The 15,109-nt window shown below is 65.9% G+C and carries 13 protein-coding genes and 2 pseudogenes; 9 read left to right on the top strand and 6 right to left on the bottom strand.

Annotated elements, in window-relative coordinates:
- The first annotated feature begins 25 nt into the window (after positions 1 to 25).
- Positions 26 to 955, top strand: a complete 930-nt coding sequence (locus LB516_RS12840) for an aldose 1-epimerase (protein WP_224719667.1) — start codon at positions 26 to 28, stop codon at positions 953 to 955.
- A 33-nt stretch (positions 956 to 988) separates the two neighbouring features.
- Here LB516_RS12840 and LB516_RS28850 read toward each other — a convergent pair whose 3' ends face one another.
- Genes LB516_RS28850 through LB516_RS12830 form a run of 3 tightly spaced genes read right to left on the bottom strand, consistent with a single transcriptional unit; the run spans position 989 to position 3,408 of the window.
- The gene (locus tag LB516_RS28850; protein WP_263492543.1) at positions 989 to 1,114 is read right to left on the bottom strand and encodes a hypothetical protein; all 126 of its coding nucleotides are present in this window, start codon (positions 1,112 to 1,114) and stop codon (positions 989 to 991) included.
- 60 nt (positions 1,115 to 1,174) lie between these two features.
- Positions 1,175 to 2,458 carry a D-tagatose-bisphosphate aldolase, class II, non-catalytic subunit gene (locus LB516_RS12835; RefSeq protein ID WP_224719666.1) on the bottom strand — a complete coding sequence of 428 codons (1,284 nt, stop codon included), beginning with the start codon at positions 2,456 to 2,458 and terminating at the stop codon, positions 1,175 to 1,177.
- Positions 2,455 to 3,408 carry a sugar kinase gene (locus tag LB516_RS12830; protein ID WP_224719665.1) on the bottom strand — a complete coding sequence of 318 codons (954 nt, stop codon included), beginning with the start codon at positions 3,406 to 3,408 and terminating at the stop codon, positions 2,455 to 2,457. The genes LB516_RS12835 and LB516_RS12830 overlap by 4 nt, the downstream gene beginning before the upstream one ends.
- Positions 3,409 to 3,666: 258 nt before the next feature.
- Between LB516_RS12830 and LB516_RS12825 the strand changes: the two genes are divergently transcribed.
- Positions 3,667 to 4,701 (top strand): LacI family DNA-binding transcriptional regulator, encoded by a 1,035-nt coding sequence (locus LB516_RS12825; RefSeq protein ID WP_015319005.1) that lies wholly within the window; start codon positions 3,667 to 3,669, stop codon positions 4,699 to 4,701.
- Here the strand turns inward: LB516_RS12825 and LB516_RS12820 are convergent.
- Positions 4,689 to 4,990 (bottom strand): annotated as a pseudogene (locus LB516_RS12820) (alpha/beta hydrolase); the annotation flags it as partial. The gene LB516_RS12825 and the pseudogene LB516_RS12820 overlap by 13 nt on opposite strands.
- 214 nt (positions 4,991 to 5,204) lie before the next feature.
- Positions 5,205 to 5,547: pseudogene (locus LB516_RS29135) on the bottom strand (DeoR family transcriptional regulator); the annotation flags it as partial.
- 64 nt (positions 5,548 to 5,611) lie between these two features.
- On the opposite strand from LB516_RS29135, the gene LB516_RS12810 reads away from it, so the two are divergent.
- From LB516_RS12810 to LB516_RS12790, 5 genes are read left to right on the top strand one after another with little or no spacing between them, the layout of a single operon-like run.
- The gene (locus LB516_RS12810) at positions 5,612 to 6,688 is read left to right on the top strand and encodes a Gfo/Idh/MocA family protein (RefSeq protein ID WP_140617434.1); all 1,077 of its coding nucleotides are present in this window, start codon (positions 5,612 to 5,614) and stop codon (positions 6,686 to 6,688) included.
- Positions 6,688 to 7,506 carry a sugar phosphate isomerase/epimerase family protein gene (locus LB516_RS12805; protein WP_224683351.1) on the top strand — a complete coding sequence of 273 codons (819 nt, stop codon included), beginning with the start codon at positions 6,688 to 6,690 and terminating at the stop codon, positions 7,504 to 7,506. Before LB516_RS12810 ends, LB516_RS12805 begins: the two co-directional genes overlap by 1 nt.
- On the top strand, positions 7,506 to 8,381 hold the full coding sequence (locus LB516_RS12800) for an alpha/beta fold hydrolase (protein ID WP_224719663.1): 876 nt from the start codon (positions 7,506 to 7,508) through the stop codon (positions 8,379 to 8,381). Before LB516_RS12805 ends, LB516_RS12800 begins: the two co-directional genes overlap by 1 nt.
- Positions 8,378 to 9,100 carry a ribulose-phosphate 3-epimerase gene (locus LB516_RS12795; protein ID WP_224683349.1) on the top strand — a complete coding sequence of 241 codons (723 nt, stop codon included), beginning with the start codon at positions 8,378 to 8,380 and terminating at the stop codon, positions 9,098 to 9,100. Before LB516_RS12800 ends, LB516_RS12795 begins: the two co-directional genes overlap by 4 nt.
- A complete protein-coding gene (locus tag LB516_RS12790) occupies positions 9,100 to 10,122 on the top strand; it encodes an ROK family protein (RefSeq protein WP_224683348.1) in 1,023 nt (340 codons plus the stop codon). Before LB516_RS12795 ends, LB516_RS12790 begins: the two co-directional genes overlap by 1 nt.
- A 174-nt stretch (positions 10,123 to 10,296) precedes the next feature.
- Here the strand turns inward: LB516_RS12790 and LB516_RS12785 are convergent, their stop codons facing one another.
- Positions 10,297 to 11,625, bottom strand: coding sequence for a dicarboxylate/amino acid:cation symporter (locus LB516_RS12785; protein WP_224719662.1), 1,329 nt, complete (start codon positions 11,623 to 11,625; stop codon positions 10,297 to 10,299).
- Between the two features lie 303 nt (positions 11,626 to 11,928).
- Between LB516_RS12785 and LB516_RS12780 the strand changes: the two genes are divergently transcribed.
- On the top strand, positions 11,929 to 13,746 hold the full coding sequence (locus tag LB516_RS12780) for a sensor histidine kinase (RefSeq protein WP_263492536.1): 1,818 nt from the start codon (positions 11,929 to 11,931) through the stop codon (positions 13,744 to 13,746).
- Positions 13,743 to 15,098, top strand: a complete 1,356-nt coding sequence (locus tag LB516_RS12775; RefSeq protein ID WP_224683346.1) for a sigma-54-dependent transcriptional regulator — start codon at positions 13,743 to 13,745, stop codon at positions 15,096 to 15,098. The genes LB516_RS12780 and LB516_RS12775 overlap by 4 nt, the downstream gene beginning before the upstream one ends.
- Positions 15,099 to 15,109: the final 11 nt, after the last annotated feature.

Raw genomic sequence — 15,109 nt, 5'->3', positions numbered from 1 at the left:
GAGTCAAGGGATTGGGGGAGTGCCGATGACAAAGAATTTCGCTGTGGCCGTCGCGCAGTACACGGAACTGGTCTCGATCAGCGACGGCATCGCGACGGTCGAAATTGCTCCCGCCGCTGGTGGAGCGCTGGCGTCGTATCGATGGTGGCGGGATGGTTCGGCCGTGGATTGGCTGCGTGCGGCTCACCCAGCGGCGATCGGCCGTGGCGATGCCGGCGCCATGGCCTGCTTTCCGCTCGTGCCCTATTCCAACCGCATAAGGAATGGCCGCTTTGAATTCGCGGGGCGCCCCATTCAATTGCCGACGGCCCCGGACGATCCACATCATGAGCACGGCCATGGCTGGCGTCACCCGTGGGCCGTCGTGAGCCATGAAGCGAGCATGATCGTCCTGCGCTATCGCCATACCGCCGATTCCTGGCCATGGAGCTACGAAGCCGAGCAAGTGATCTCGCTGGCCGAAGGCAGGCTTTGCATGACCATTACCATGGGCAACCTGTCGGACGCGCCGATGCCGGTTGGCCTCGGTCTCCATCCTTACTTCCCATCGACACCGTGGACGCATGTCCAGGCACGGGTATCAGGCATGTGGGAAACCGATGCGGAGGTGCTGCCCATCCGGCATGTCCCGCCGCCCGTGGGGGCCGACCCGTCGATCGGCTTTGACGTATCGGAAGTGGACTTCGACACGGTCTTCACCGGATGGGCGCGCCGCGCCCGGATTACCTGGCCCGAACACGGACGGCAGCTGGACATCGAGGCAGAGGCGCCGCTCGACTTCCTCGCCCTCTACACGCCGCCGGGCGAACCGTTCTTTTGCGCCGAGCCGGTCAGCAACATTACCGATGCTTTCAACCGGAGGGGCGACAAGGAGATCGACACCGGTTGCATTGTGCTGGCCCCTGGCCAGAAACAATCCGCAAGCGTCCGCTTTATACCGTCGCTCGCTGTTTGATCTTCGCCGCGGCTTGCTCGACGCGAGGCCAGGTCAGAACGGATAGTGCTGGCCCGGGTCCTCGATCGTCACGCGGCGCAAATCGGTGAATTCGGCGATCGAGGCCTTGCCGCCGAAGCAACCATAGCCGGAGCCCTTGACGCCGCCGCTGACGCGCATCGCGATCTGGCGTTGCGCCGCACCCCGCGCGCCCTGGTGCCACAGCCATGAAAGTCGGGATCAGCCGGTTGCGCTGGCATAGATGTCGAGAACGTCCGTCACGCCTGCGATGAGGAGTTCCCTGACCTTTGGCGCGACGGATCCGCTCGCTACCGCGCTGTCGAGGCGGCCGAGATACTGGCTGATCAGGGGTGAGGGGATGTCGCGCTCGCCCAGCGCCTGCATCAGCGCGTTCACGGACTGCCGCGCCGCCGGCGCAGGCCAGTAGTAGCGGATACGGTCGCTGTAGGAAAAATGCCGCTCGATCCGCTGCTCGGCCTCGGAGCCGTGATAGTAATTCTTCCAATTGCCGGGCGCCGCCAGCATGACGCGCTCCATGGCCGCCGGCAGGCTTTCCCGCGATGGATCGGGAACCAGAATGTCGGCGATGTGGCTCAGGCCGTAGAGGGCTTCCCGCAGCGCGAAGGTCAGCCAGGGCCCGACCTTGAGTATGGCAAAACCATCGTCGACCAGCGCGCTCAACGCCGCAGCGGGCTGGTAGTCGGTCGAGTGGGCCTCGAAGACGAATTGCGGCAGGTCTCGCAGCGTGCCGGCAAGCGCCCGGGCGCGTTCCGGCCGGTAGGTGATGACCTCGGCATTGCCGAATTCGACGCCCGGCTGCACGACGACGCCGATCGCCCGCGAGAAAGCCTGGTCGAGGCCGCGCCGGCTGAAGGCATCGTGGTGGATGCGAACCGTCTCACCCGCAGCCTCCGGTGTCGTCACCGCCAGATGGTCCATGGCCTCCTGTGCGCCGCCCGGCACCGGCACTTCCGTGCCGATGACGTAGACAGGCCTGGTGCCGCCTGTTCGTTCAACCGCGGCCTCCGCCACCTCGGCCAGTTCGGCGGCGCGCGCGGCGATGGTGGCGTCGGGCGGTGCCGCGCCTTCGCCGGCGCAGCCCATGCTGGCGTCCAGGTGGATCTTGGTGAAGCCGGCCTCGGCATAGGCATCCACCATGCGTGCGGCTTTTTCCATCGCCTCGGGCGCCGGCAGGTGCTTCCAGGGATTGGGGCCCAGATGATCGCCGCCGAGCACCAGCCTGTCCAGGGGAAAGCCGGCCTTTCCGGCGATCGTCTCGACGAAGCGGCGGAAATCGCGCGGTGTCATGCCGGTATAGCCGCCCTCGTGGTTGACCTGGTTGCAGGTGGCCTCGATCAGCACATCGGCGCCGCGCGCCTTGCCGTGGCGCAGCGCCGCTTCGACGACCAGCGGATGGGCCGAGCAGATCGAGGTGATGCCACAGCGTTCGCCGGCCGCACGGCGCGTGGCGATGCCAGCCAGTCGATCGGTCGCCTGGCTCATGCCGGTGCTCCGGTCCGGGCGGTCTCGATGAACGCCTCAACGGTGGCGAGCGAGGCGATACCCTCCATCGGTCCCTTCTTCGTCACCGCCAGCGCGCCGCAGCCATTGGCTATTCGCAGTGCCCTTTCCGGTGCCTCTCCACGCAGCCAGAAGGAGACGAAGGCCGCGGTAAAGCAGTCTCCGGCGCCGGTCGGATCGATTTCCTCGACGACGAAGCCGGGTGAGGCTGTGCGCCCTGACTGGTCGTAGTGGACGGCGCCCTGCGCGCCCTTCTTGACCACGACGGTGGAGATGCCGCGGTCCAGCATTTCGCGTACCGCGCTTTCCTCGTCGTTTGCCTCGGCGAAGGTGAAGAGTTCCGGCCCGCTCGGCAGGAACACGTCGGTCTTTGACAACACGAAGAGCAAGGCGTCGCGCATGCCCGGTAGATCGAGCATCTCCTTGCGGATGTTGGGGTCGAAAGAGACCGTGCCGCCGCGCGTCTTGACGGCTTCGATCCCGTTGCGGGCAATTTCGATCACCTCGGGCGAGAACAGAGATGTCCCCATGACGTGAAAATGGTCGGCGCCGGCCAGCAGCGCGCGCGCTTCCGCGCCCATCTCGATCAGGCCGGCGGCACTCTGCTTGATGTTGTAGACGAAGTGCCGGCTGCCATCGCTCTCATAGGTGACGAAGGCGGTTCCGGTCGCGGCACCCTGATGGACGGTGATGGCCGAGATGTCGGCGCCGTCGGCACGCAGGCGCTCGATGTTCAAATGGCCGAAATCGTCGTCGCCCACTGCCGCGATCAGCCCCGCCGGCTGGCCGAGCCGCGCCGCCTGATCGACGAAGATGGCGGGAGCGCCCGAGGGAAACGGACCGACCAGCGGGCCGGGAGCGCGAAAACTCTGGCCGATCCGCTCGGCCATGATCTCGACCAGGATCTCGCCGGCACAAACCAGTTTCTTCATGTCCTCACCATCTGCCGGACGGACGGCCTCCGCTTGGCCAGAAATTCCTTTATCCGTGCATGTTCAAAACCTAAGTTGTCGTTTTCGGAGCGTCAATAAATAATTTGACGTGCGCAATGCTTCTGCGTTGTACTGGAAACCGTGGAAATTTGACTGAATAAGTTGGCTCAAGCAATGCTGCCTCACCGCGACGATCGCAAGACTGATTCTCGCCAGAGCGTTAAGGCTGGCATCGAGGATAAGGGGCCTGAAATATAGATGGCGGAAAAGACCCACCGAACGATGGATGATTTCGCCAGGGCGTCCGGCGTTTCGCGGCCGACCCTGTCGAAGTATTTCGACGATCCGGCCAGCGTGAAGCCGGCGACCCGGGCGCGCATCGAGGCGGCGCTTAGTTCGTCCGACTATCAGCCGAATGTTTTTGCCCGCAACCTCAACCGCAAGCGCACCCGCAATGTCGGCATCGTCGTACCGGCGATCACCGATCCGTTCTACGCCGAGATGGTCAGCCGCATCGAACGGCGCTGTCGCGACGAAGGGTTTTGGCCGATCGTCATCTCCTCGCACGGTTCGCCGAAACTGGAGGCGGAATCGGTCAGGACGCTGATGTCGCTGAAGGTCGCGGGTGCTATCGTCGCGCCCTTGGGCTTGGTCTCCGAACCCGGCGTCTTCGAACGGATGAGCGAGGACATCCCGATCGTCTATTTCGACACCTATATCGAAGGCGACACGCCATTCGTCGGAAATGACAACCACCAGAGCACCTCGACCATCGTCGATTATCTCTGCCGGTCCGGCGAACCGCCTGTCTATGTCGACATCCCGCACGTCAACCACAATTCGGGCGAACGCCTGCAGAGCTATATCGACGCGATGCAGGCCGCGGGCCTGGAGCCCACCGTTCTCAAGGCGGCGGGCGACTATAGCTGGGACTTCGAGCGCATCGGCCACGAATGGATGGACAGGACGCTGGAGAAAGGCGGCCTGCCGGCCCGCACGCTGCTCTGCGCCAATGACCGTCTCGCCTTCGGTGTGATGGCGGCCGCCTTTTCGCGCGGGCTGAAGATCGGCCGCCGCGCCGATTGCGATTTTCGCGTCGCCGCCCACGATGATCATCCGTTGAGCCGCTACACCTGTCCCGCGCTGACCACCATGGCACAGGACTTCGCCGCCATGGCCGGCCGCAGCGTCGAGATCCTGCTGGCGTTGCTGGACGAGGCCGATCCGTCCGGCCATGATCTGGCGCGCAACGTCAAGCTTGGCGCCACCCTGGTGATGCGTCAGTCGGCCTGAGTGATCGGCTCCGGCGTCCGTAGGCGGAGCCAGGCCGCCGCCTCGCTTACCGTTTGCCGCGCGGCCAGGATGTGGCGGCCCATCGAGACGAAGCCGTGGATCTGACCCGGCCAGTGTCGCAACGCCAGCGGCACTCCGTCGGCGCGCAGGCGCTCGGCATAGGTGCCAGCACGGCGGCAAGGTTGCCACCGGCACTGTCGCCGGCGACGGCAATGCGGGTAGGGTCGATGCCGAGTTTCCCCAGCGCCATGAAACGTAGCGCTGCCGCGCACTCAATCGACCGCGACGGTGCCGGATCGCGCTCCATATAGCTATACAACGTTTTAAATATTGACGCGCGTAAAATTTCTATAGAACATGCGGGAATGCTCGCACGGTATCGGGAGGCTGCTGGCCCTGGGAGGAGAAAATGACGGACATGAAAAACGGCCGATCGTGGGCGCAAAAGCCCGTGGGTCATCCGCGCCTCGGTATTTCGAGGGCGGCCAGGGACCGCGACGGGTTCAGGCATGGATCACCATGGCCCCGATCCTATCAAGCTGGCTGCGTATTGGACCGGGCAGGCCATCGTCGGTGATCACCACATCGACCCCCGACAGCGAAAAGGCCTTGGAGGTCCCGCTGACCATTTGCTCGAATCCGCCAAGAGGACAACGCGACGGGCCATGCCGCACCAAGATTCGCTTCGTTCGCGCCAATGTCTTCGTTCACGTCGACCACATCCAGTGAAGAGTCGATCGCATGCGCTCCGACAAAGACCTGATGCGCTACCAAGCCGCCGAGAGCCGTGTCGGCATCGGTAATCAGCGTGCTCGCCGGCATGACCGCGGGCTCGGTACGGCCGCCGCCGATCCGGCCGGCGCGGTCAAGACCAACCGCCGGACCATGCGCGGCTACGGGGCCTGAGACGATGATCAAGAAGCAGGACAGACGCCTCAGGGTCGGTGTGCTCGGCTGCGGCCCGATCGCCCAGTTCGCGCATCTGGAATCCTGCGTCAAGGCCGGCAATGCCGACCTCTACGCCATCTGCGATGCGGCACCCGATTTGCTCGCCCGCATGGGCGCCACCTATGAACCAAAGAAGATGTATGCCGACTATGACGCCATGCTCGCCGATCCCGAGCTCGAAGCGGTCATCGTCGCCACGTCGGATGCCTATCACGTGCCGATGTCGATCAAGGCGCTCGATGCCGGCAAGCATGTTCTCTGCGAAAAGCCGATCGGTACCTCGGTCGAGGAAGGCGAGGCGCTGGCCGAGGCGGTGAAACGCTCCGGCAAGGTGCTGCAGGTCGGCCACATGAAGCGCTTCGATCCGGCGCTGGAGGCCGCCCGCGACTTCGTCCGCGACGAGATGGGCGAGGTTCTGGCACTGAAGGCCTGGTATTGCGATTCCACCCACCGCTACACCAACACCGACGCCGTGCAGCCGCTGCCCGTCACCAGCAAGCTCGCGAAAAAGCCCGGCGGAAATCCCAAGGCTGATCTCAGGCAATATTTCATGCTGGCGCACGGATCGCATCTGGTTGACACCGCCCGCTTCCTCTGTGGCGACATCGTTGCCGTGCGCGCGCGCCTCAACGAGCGCTTCGGCGCCTATTGCTGGTTCGTCGAAACCGAATTCGCCAGCGGCGCGCTTGGCCATCTCGACCTCACCGTGGCCGTGCGCATGGACTGGCACGAAGGGTTTCAGCTCTATGGCGAGAACGGCTCCGTCATCGCCAGGACCTTCAACCCCTGGTATTTCCGCGCCAGCGAGGTCGACATCTTCCATGAGAAGGACGCGACCTCGCGAAAACCGCTTGGCGCCGACGGCCACTTCTTCCGCCGCCAGCTCGAGGGCCTTGCCGACACCGTGCTCACCGGCGCGCCGATGCGCGGCGCCAATGTCGGGGACGGCATCGCGTCGATCCGCGCCATGGTGGCGATTGCGCGCTCTGTGGAGACTGGCGAGCGGATCGAGCTTGCCTCGGTTTCGGGTGCGGTCTGATGCGCCTCGGCATCTTCGCCAAGACATTTGCGGGCACCGACCCGGCCACCGTGCTGGCTGCCGTGAAGCAGGCCGGCTACGAGACGACGCAGTTCAATCTCGCCTGCGCCGGCCTGCCGTCGATGCCGGATGCCGTGCCGGCGAATGCCGTCGCCGCCATTGGTGCCGCCGCGCGATCGTCAGGCGTTTCGCTGGCCGCGCTGTCGGGCACCTACAACATGGCGCATCCCGACAAGGCTGCGCGCGACGACGGGCTGAGGCGCCTGGCGGTGGTCATCGACACTGCAGCCAAGCTCGACATCCCACTGGTGACGCTCTGCACCGGCTCGCGCAACGCAGCCGACCAATGGGCATACCATCCCGACAATGCCGATCCGTCGGCCTGGTTCGACATGGCCGTCGAAATGGCGAAGGGACTGGCGCTGGCCGAGGAGGCCGGCGTCGATCTCGGCATCGAGCCCGAGCAGGCCAACATCGTCACCTCGGCCATGGATGCGACCCGGCTGATTGCCGAGATGGGTTCGAAGCATCTGAAGATCGTGCTCGACCCCGCCAACCTGTTCGAGCATGCAAAGCCCGATGAAGCGAGAGCCATCGTCGCCGCCGCGATCGATGAGGCCGCTGGCCACATCGCCATGGCGCACGCCAAGGATCGTTTTGCCGACGGCCGCTTCGCCACATCAGGCCAGGGTGTCGTCGACTTCCCGGATTTCGTAGCGCGGCTGAAGGGGGTGGGTTTCGATGGCGCGCTCGTCACCCACGGCTTGTCCGCCGACGAGGCTCCTGGCGTCGCAATCTTCCTGCGGGGGCTGCTCTGATGGGTGCCGCGCCGACGATCATGCTGCGCGACGACGCTGCGCTCCACGTCTTCGACACCCAGGTCTTCGACACCCAGGTCTTGGACACCCACGTCTTCGACACGGGGCAGGGGCTTCCCATCGTCTTCCAGCATGGCCTCGGCGGCGATGCCGCGCAGGTGGCGCTGAACTTTCCCGACAGTCCGTCGCGCCGCCGGCTGACGGTGGAATGCCGCGCGCAGGGCGGCTCAGGTGCCGGCGGCAAGCGTCCGTTTTCGATCGGGATGTTCGCCGACGATGTGCTCGCCGCTGCCGATGCAGCTGGCATTGAGCGCTTCGTTGCCGGTGGCATCTCGATGGGCGCCGCCATTGCACTGCACCTGGCGGCCCGCCACCCGGCTCGCGTCACCGGTCTTGTCCTGGTGCGCCCGGCCTGGACCTTCGACGCGGCCCCGCAAAACATGCGCCCTTACGTCGAAGTGGCGGAACTCATCCGCGACCACCCGCTGGAAGGGGCGAGCGACATCTTCGCGGCTTCGGCAACGGCGGCCCGCTTTCGCAGCGAGGCGCCGGACAATCTCGCCTCGTTGCTCGGCTTCTTCGCGCGTGACAACGCGAGCGTTTTTGCCGAGGTGATGCAGGCGATCGCAAATGACGGGCCGGGCGTGACGCGGGCGATGGCGACCGGCCTCGCAATCCCGACGCTTGTCATCGGCAGCGGCATCGACCTCGTCCATCCCTTGGCGACCGCCCGCGAACTGGCTGAGACCATCCCCGGCGCCGCCTTCACCGAGGTGACGCCGAAAGCCGCCGACAAGGATCGCCATTTCACCGAAATCCGCGCCGCCATCGGCGGCTTTCTCGATAGAAATTTCAACAACCAGGACCAATCATGATCTCGAAACCTTTGTCAGGCCCGGCCGCCATCGCCGCACTGCCGCGCGACCGTCTGATCGCCGAATTCTCATCGTGGTCGGCCAATCTCGCCAATTTCGAGAGCGACTTGCAGCGCATCGAACCCTATGCCGATATGCACCACATCGACGTCGCGGACGGCCATTTCGCGCCGTCCTTCCTGTTCTTCCCCGATCTCGTCGCCCGTATCGCCAAACTGACGGCCAGGCCCGTCCACGTCCATCTGATGGTCGACCAAGCAATCGTCGAAGAACAGACGCGCCAGTTCATCGAGGCCGGCGCCGACATGATCAGCGTCCATGCCGAGAACGGCGAGGCGGGTCTGCGCGCGGTGCGGCTGGCGCATGAACTCGGCGCCGAGGCCGGCGTTGTGCTGAGGCTGGAGACCCCTGTAGAGGCGATGAAGCCTTTCGTCTCCGAAGTGGCGTTCGTCACGCTTCTTGGAACCGCGATCGGCGTCAAGGGCCAGGGCCTGTCGGAGAAGGCCTGTGACAGGCTGGGCGAAGCCCGCGCCATCCTGAGGAACGCTGGTCGTGAGTCGGCCGTGGTGCTCGCCGCCGATGGCGGTATCCGCCACGAAACCGTGCCGCTGCTGCGCGCCGCCGGCGCCGAGACCGTGGTGCTCGGTTCGCTCGCTTTCGGCGACAAGGATCTCGCCGGCCGCATCGGCTGGTTGCGTGGTCTGAAGGTCGCGGCCTGATGAGCATTGAAGTCGCCCTCGCGATCGATCTTGGCGGCACCGAGCTTCGTGCCGCCCTGGTCGACCGTGACGGCAAGATCCTGGCCTTCGCGGCTGTGCCGACGCAGGCGCAGGCCGGCCCCGACGTGGTGATCGCCCAGATCGAGGCGCTAGCCGTGGCCGTCCATGCCGAAGCGCCGGGGCTGTCGATCCTCGGCGTCGGCGTCGGCGCGCCGGGCCCGCTCGATCCGCTGGCCGGCATCGCCGTCGGACCGCCGACGCTGGCCGGCTGGCAGGACGTGCCGCTGGCCGACATCCTCGAGCGGCGGCTCGGCCTGCCGGTGCGGCTGGAGAACGACGCCAATGCGGCAGCGCTCGGCGAATGGCGCTTCGGCGCCGGCCACGGTGCGCGCTCCCTGGTCTTCGTCACCGTCTCGACCGGGATCGGCGGTGGCGTCGTCGCCGACGGACGCATCCTGCACGGCCGTCGCGGTCTTGCCGCGGAGATCGGCCACATGACCATCACCAACGAAGGCGAGCGCTGCGTGTGCGGCGTCGTCGGCTGCTTCGAGGCGATCGCTTCGGGAACCGCGCTCGGCCGCCGCGCCAATGCCGCAACGTCTCCTTTGGACGGTTCGACGCTGCGCCGCCTCTCGGCCAACGCCGAGGTCACGGGTCGCCACGTGGTCGAGGCCGCAGGGCTGCAGGACGACCTCGCTCTGGCTCTGCTCGAGGAGGAGGCGCGCTGGCTGGGCGTTGGCTTCACCAACCTTTTGCACCTCTATTCGCCCGACGTGCTGGTCGTTGGCGGCGGCATCGCCAATGGCCTGGACCTGATGGCACCCGTCATCGAGGCGACCATCCGCCAGCGCGCCATGCGCGCCTATCGCGACGTGCCGGTCGTCCAGGCCCAGCTCGGCCGCCACGCCGGGCTGGTCGGCGCGGCGAGCCTCGTCCTGTCCGATGATTTGGGCACGTTGGCGGCTCCCATGCCGGTCGGCCCAAGCACATATCCGGACACGCGGAAGGACTTCAACGGCTGAGCTCAAGCTTGCGCGGCCCTGTCTCGCCGCAAGCCGGTCCGTCGCGCTGCGACCCCTTCGCGGGGGGTGGCAAGGCCGTGCCACCGCTGCGCAAAGCCGTCTGATAGCGATGAAACATGACCATGGCCGCAAGCGGCGTGCTTGCGGCCATTATCCGTCGTATGAAACGGTGGATCACTCGGCGGGAACGATGTCCGCCGGCAGGCTGTCGTCGGCGCTCCCAGCCAGCGCTCTCGCCAGCTTGGCCTCATCGAGTTCGCCTTCCCAGCGCGCCACGACCAGCGTCGCCACCGCATTGCCGACGAAGTTGGTCAGCGCCCGGCATTCCGACATGAAGCGGTCGACGCCGAGGATCAGTGCCATGCCGGCGACCGGCACCGAGGGAACCACCGAAAGCGTGGCGGCCAAGGTGATGAAGCCTGCCCCGGTGATGCCGGCGGCACCCTTGGACGACAGCATCGCCACCAGCAGCAGCAGGATCTGGTCTGATATCGACAGATGGATGTTCGTCGCCTGGGCGATGAACAGGGCGGCAAGCGTCATGTAGATGTTGGTGCCGTCGAGATTGAAGGAATAGCCGGTCGGGATGACCAGGCCGACCACCGAACGCTTGGCGCCGGCCTTTTCCATCTTCTCCATCAGCGAGGGCAATGCCGCTTCCGACGATGAGGTGCCCAGCACCAGCAGCAGCTCTTCCTTGATGTAGCGGATCAGCGACAGGATCGAGAAGCCGTTGTAGCGGCAGACGGCACCGAGCACGACGAACACGAACAGGAACGAGGTCGCGTAGAAGGTTCCGACCAGCATGGCGAGCTTGATGACCGAGCCGATGCCGTATTTGCCGATGGTGAAGGCCATCGCACCGAAGGCGCCGATCGGGGCTGCCTTCATCAGCACGCTGACCAGCTTGAACATCGGCGCCATCAGCGCCTGCAGGAAATTGAGCACCGGCGTGCCCTTGTCGCCGACCAGCGCCAGCGCGATGCCGAACAGGACCGAGAAGAACAGCACCTGCAGGATGTCGCCGTCTGCGAAGGCGCCGACGATCGTGCCGGGAATGATGTTCATCAGGAAGCCGGTGACCGACTGGTCATGTGCCTTGGCCGCGTAAGTGTTGACCGTCGAGGCGTCGAGCGTCGCCGGATCGATGTTGAAGCCGGCGCCTAGCTGCACGACATTGGCCACGACAAGGCCGATGATCAGCGCCAGCGTGGAGAAGGTGAGGAAGTAGAGCATCGCCTTGCCGGCGACGCGGCCAACCTTCTGCAGGTCGCTCATGCCGGCGATGCCGGTTGCCACCGTCAGGAAGATGACCGGGGCGATGATCATCTTGACCAGCTTGATGAAGGCGTCGCCCAATGGCTTCATGCTCTCGCCGATCGACGGATAATAGTGGCCGAGCAGGATGCCCACGGTGATCGCCACCAGCACCTGCACGTAGAGCTGGGCATAGAGGGGCTTGCGCTGCGCGGCGGGCGCGGCGGATTGGTCTGCGATATGCATCGAACTCTCCCTGGCCGGATGGACGGAACCCGCCCTGCGTGACTTCTCCCATCGCGGCGTTCCGGTCGCCCGCCGCTGCAAGAACTTTGCAAGCGCTGTGCCAGATGCCGGATAGGCCGGAATCCCTGGGTTCAGCCGTTCCTGCCTTGCCTTTGACGGGGAGTTGTGCGGATTTCCGCACAGGCCTTGTTTGCCCGGGCGGAATTTCGCATTAGACTGGGGGCAAAGCCGGGGAGCAAAGGGAGAGGGCCGACGCCACAACAGCGCATCGATAGCGGATCCCCCGGGTTTGCCGGCCGCGACCTGCTGCGCGAAGCGGTAGCGCGCCTGCGTGGCCGTTGGCTGTTTACGGCAATAGCGCTCTCTGTGCTTGCCGGCGCGGTTGCCACCGCCGGGCGCATCGCCGAGGGTCAGGCCGCCGATGACCTGCGCGACGGGGCATTGGCCGCCTTGCCGCTGGCGGCCGGAACCCTGACCGGCGAAATCGAAAAGCAACGTCTCGTGCCGCTGGTGCTGGCGCGCGACGATGCGGTGCGTGATGCGCTGCACCGTTCCGGGAAAGTCGAGGAAACAGCGCTCGACGCCAAGCTGAAGGCCATAGCCGGCGATGCGTCGGCGTCCGCCATCTATGTCATCGACACGGCGGGCATGGCGATATCGGCCAGCAATGCCGGCCAGCCGGACAGCTTTGTCGGTATCGATTATAATTTTCGCCACTATTTCACCGATGCGATGGCCAAGGGCGCAGCCAGCCAGTATGGCCTCGGCACGATCAGCGGCAAGCCGGGACTCTACCTTGCCGGCCGTGTCGACGACGGTGGCAAACCGCTTGGCGTCGCGGTTCTGAAGGTCGAACTCGGCGGTGTCGAAGCCAATTGGCGGGCGAGCGGCTTTCTCGTTTTCGTCACCGACGAGCGCGGCGTCGTTCTGGCCACCAGCCAGCCCGACTGGCGGTTCCATGCGCTGGCGCCGCTCTCCGCCGCGGATGCCGCCGCGGCGCATGACCAGCTTCAACTGGTCGACGCCGCCTTCGAGCCGCTGCCGATACGGCGTGGCGCCGGTGACGGCCTGGCGACGATCGAAGAAGCCGGAAAATCGCGTCGGTTCGTCGAGGTGGTGCAGGACTTGCCCGGTGCCGTCCCCGGCTGGCGCCTGTGGCTGCTGACGCCCGCCGATGCCGCATTGACCGCCGCCGCCAACACGGCGCGCCTGACGACACTGCTCGGGCTGCTGCTGATGGGGCTGCTTGCCTATGTGTTCACCCGGCGCCGGCGCACACGCCGGCTGCGGCAGGAGGCGCTGGCGCGCATGAATGCCGAACTCGAAAGCCGGGTCAGTTCCCGGACCGCCGAACTGACGCGATCGAACACGGCCCTTGCCGGCGAAATCGCCGAGCGCGAAAACGCCGAGGCCAAGGTCCGCCGGCTGCGCGACGATCTTGCCCAGGCCAACCGGCTCTCCATCCTCGGCCAGATCGCCGCCGGCGTGGCGCATGAGATCAATCAGCCGGTCGCCGCCATCCGCACCTATGCCGAGAATGCCGGCCGCTTTCTCGCGGCCGGCAAGACCGAACCGGCAAGCGGCAACCTGACCTCGATCGTCTCGATGACCGAGCGCATCGGCGCGATCACCAACACGCTGCGCACCTTTGCGCGACGGCCTGGCGTCGCTGCCTCGCCCTTGCCGGTACGCGAGGCGATCGAGGGCGCGCTGTCGCTGCTGTCCGGCCGCATCCGCGATTCCGGCGTCACCATCGTCAAGCCGCGCGGCACCGCATCGCCATTGGTGATGGCAAGCCGCATCCGGCTGGAGCAGATCCTCGTGAACCTGTTGCAGAACGCGCTGGACGCCATGAAGGACCGGCCTGATCCCCGCATTGAGATCGACCTCGCCGAACGCGGCGACCGCGTGCTGATTTCGGTGCGCGACAATGGGCCCGGCCTCCAGTCGGACGCGGCCGCCAATCTGTTCATGCCGTTCCAGACCACCAAGGAGAAGGGGCTTGGCCTTGGCCTGGTGATCTCGCAGGAGATCGCCCAGGAATTGGGCGGCACGCTGCGGCTCGACCCCGACACCGCCAGCGGCGCATCCTTTACCATCGACTTGAGGCGGATCGAATGACGCAGGGATCGGGGCTGGTCGCGCTTGTCGACGACGATGCGGATCTGCTGCATGCCACCACGCAACTGCTCGAACTTGCCGGCTTCACGGTGATCGGGCTCGACGCCGCCGAGGCAGCGCTTGGTGTCGTCGACAGGGACTTCGAGGGTGTGGTCGTCAGCGACATCCGCATGCCCGGCATGAATGGGCTGCAACTCTTCGACCGCGTCAAGGCTGTTGATCCCGACTTGCCGGTGATCCTGGTCACCGGGCATGGCGATGTCGATCTTGCGGTCGCCGCGCTCAAGGACGGGGTCTATGATTTCATTCCGAAACCCTATGCGGGGGAGCGTCTGGTCGAGGCGCTGAAGCGTGCATCGGAGAAGCGGCGGCTGGTGATGGAAAACCGGCGGCTCCGCGAAGCCGCCGCACTTGCCGCGGACGGCATGCCGTTGATCGGCGAAGCGCCGGCCATAAGGCGGCTGCGCGAGACCTTGCGCCAGATCGCCGACATGGACGTCGACGTGCTGGTGGAGGGCGAGACCGGAACCGGCAAGGAAGTGGTGGCCGACCTCCTGCACCGGTGGGGCCGGCGGCGTGCAAAGCCGTTCGTGGCACTGAACTGCGGCGCTCTGCCCGAGACCGTCATCGAAAGCGAGCTGTTCGGGCACGAGGCCGGCGCGTTTACCGGGGCGCAGCGACGGCGGATCGGCAGCATAGAGCATTCCAGCGGCGGCACGCTGTTCCTCGACGAGATCGAATCCATGCCGCCGGCCCTGCAGGTCAAGCTGTTGCGGGTGCTGGAGACGCGCAGCCTCACCCCGCTCGGCTCGAACGAAACAAGGCGCCTCGATCTCCGGGTCGTCGCGGCGACCAAGGTCGATCTCAGCCGGCAGGACCAGCGCGGCGGTTTTCGCGAGGATCTCTATTTCCGCCTCAACGTGGTGACGCTGCGCATTCCGCCGCTGCGCGAGCGGCGCGGCGATATCGAGATGCTGTTCGGCCACTTCCTTGGCAAGGCGGCGAAACGGTTTGGCCGGCCTGTCGCCAAGGTGAACGCCGCCGTGAGCCATCATCTCCAGTCGCACGACTGGCCGGGCAATGTGCGCGAACTCGCCCATTTCGCCGATCGCGTCGCGCTCGGTCTTGGTCCCGATGACGAAACCAGGTTCTCGCCCGCACGATTGCCAGCGCCCGCCGCCGCACTGCCGGAGCGGGTCGGGCATTACGAGGCGCAGCTCATCCGCGACGCGCTGCGCGACCATGGCGGCGACGTGCGCGGCGCCATCGACGCGCTCGGCGTGCCGCGCAAGACGTTCTACGACAAGCTCAAGCGCTATGGCATCGCCGCATCTGATTTCCGTCCCTCTTGATCTTTCCAAGT

This window comes from Mesorhizobium sp. CO1-1-7 (assembly GCF_020164885.1).
Classification (GTDB): Bacteria; Pseudomonadota; Alphaproteobacteria; order Rhizobiales; family Rhizobiaceae; genus Mesorhizobium; species Mesorhizobium australicum.
Note: the sequence above shows the minus strand (reverse complement) of the source record. Positions and strands in the feature narration are given on the sequence as shown.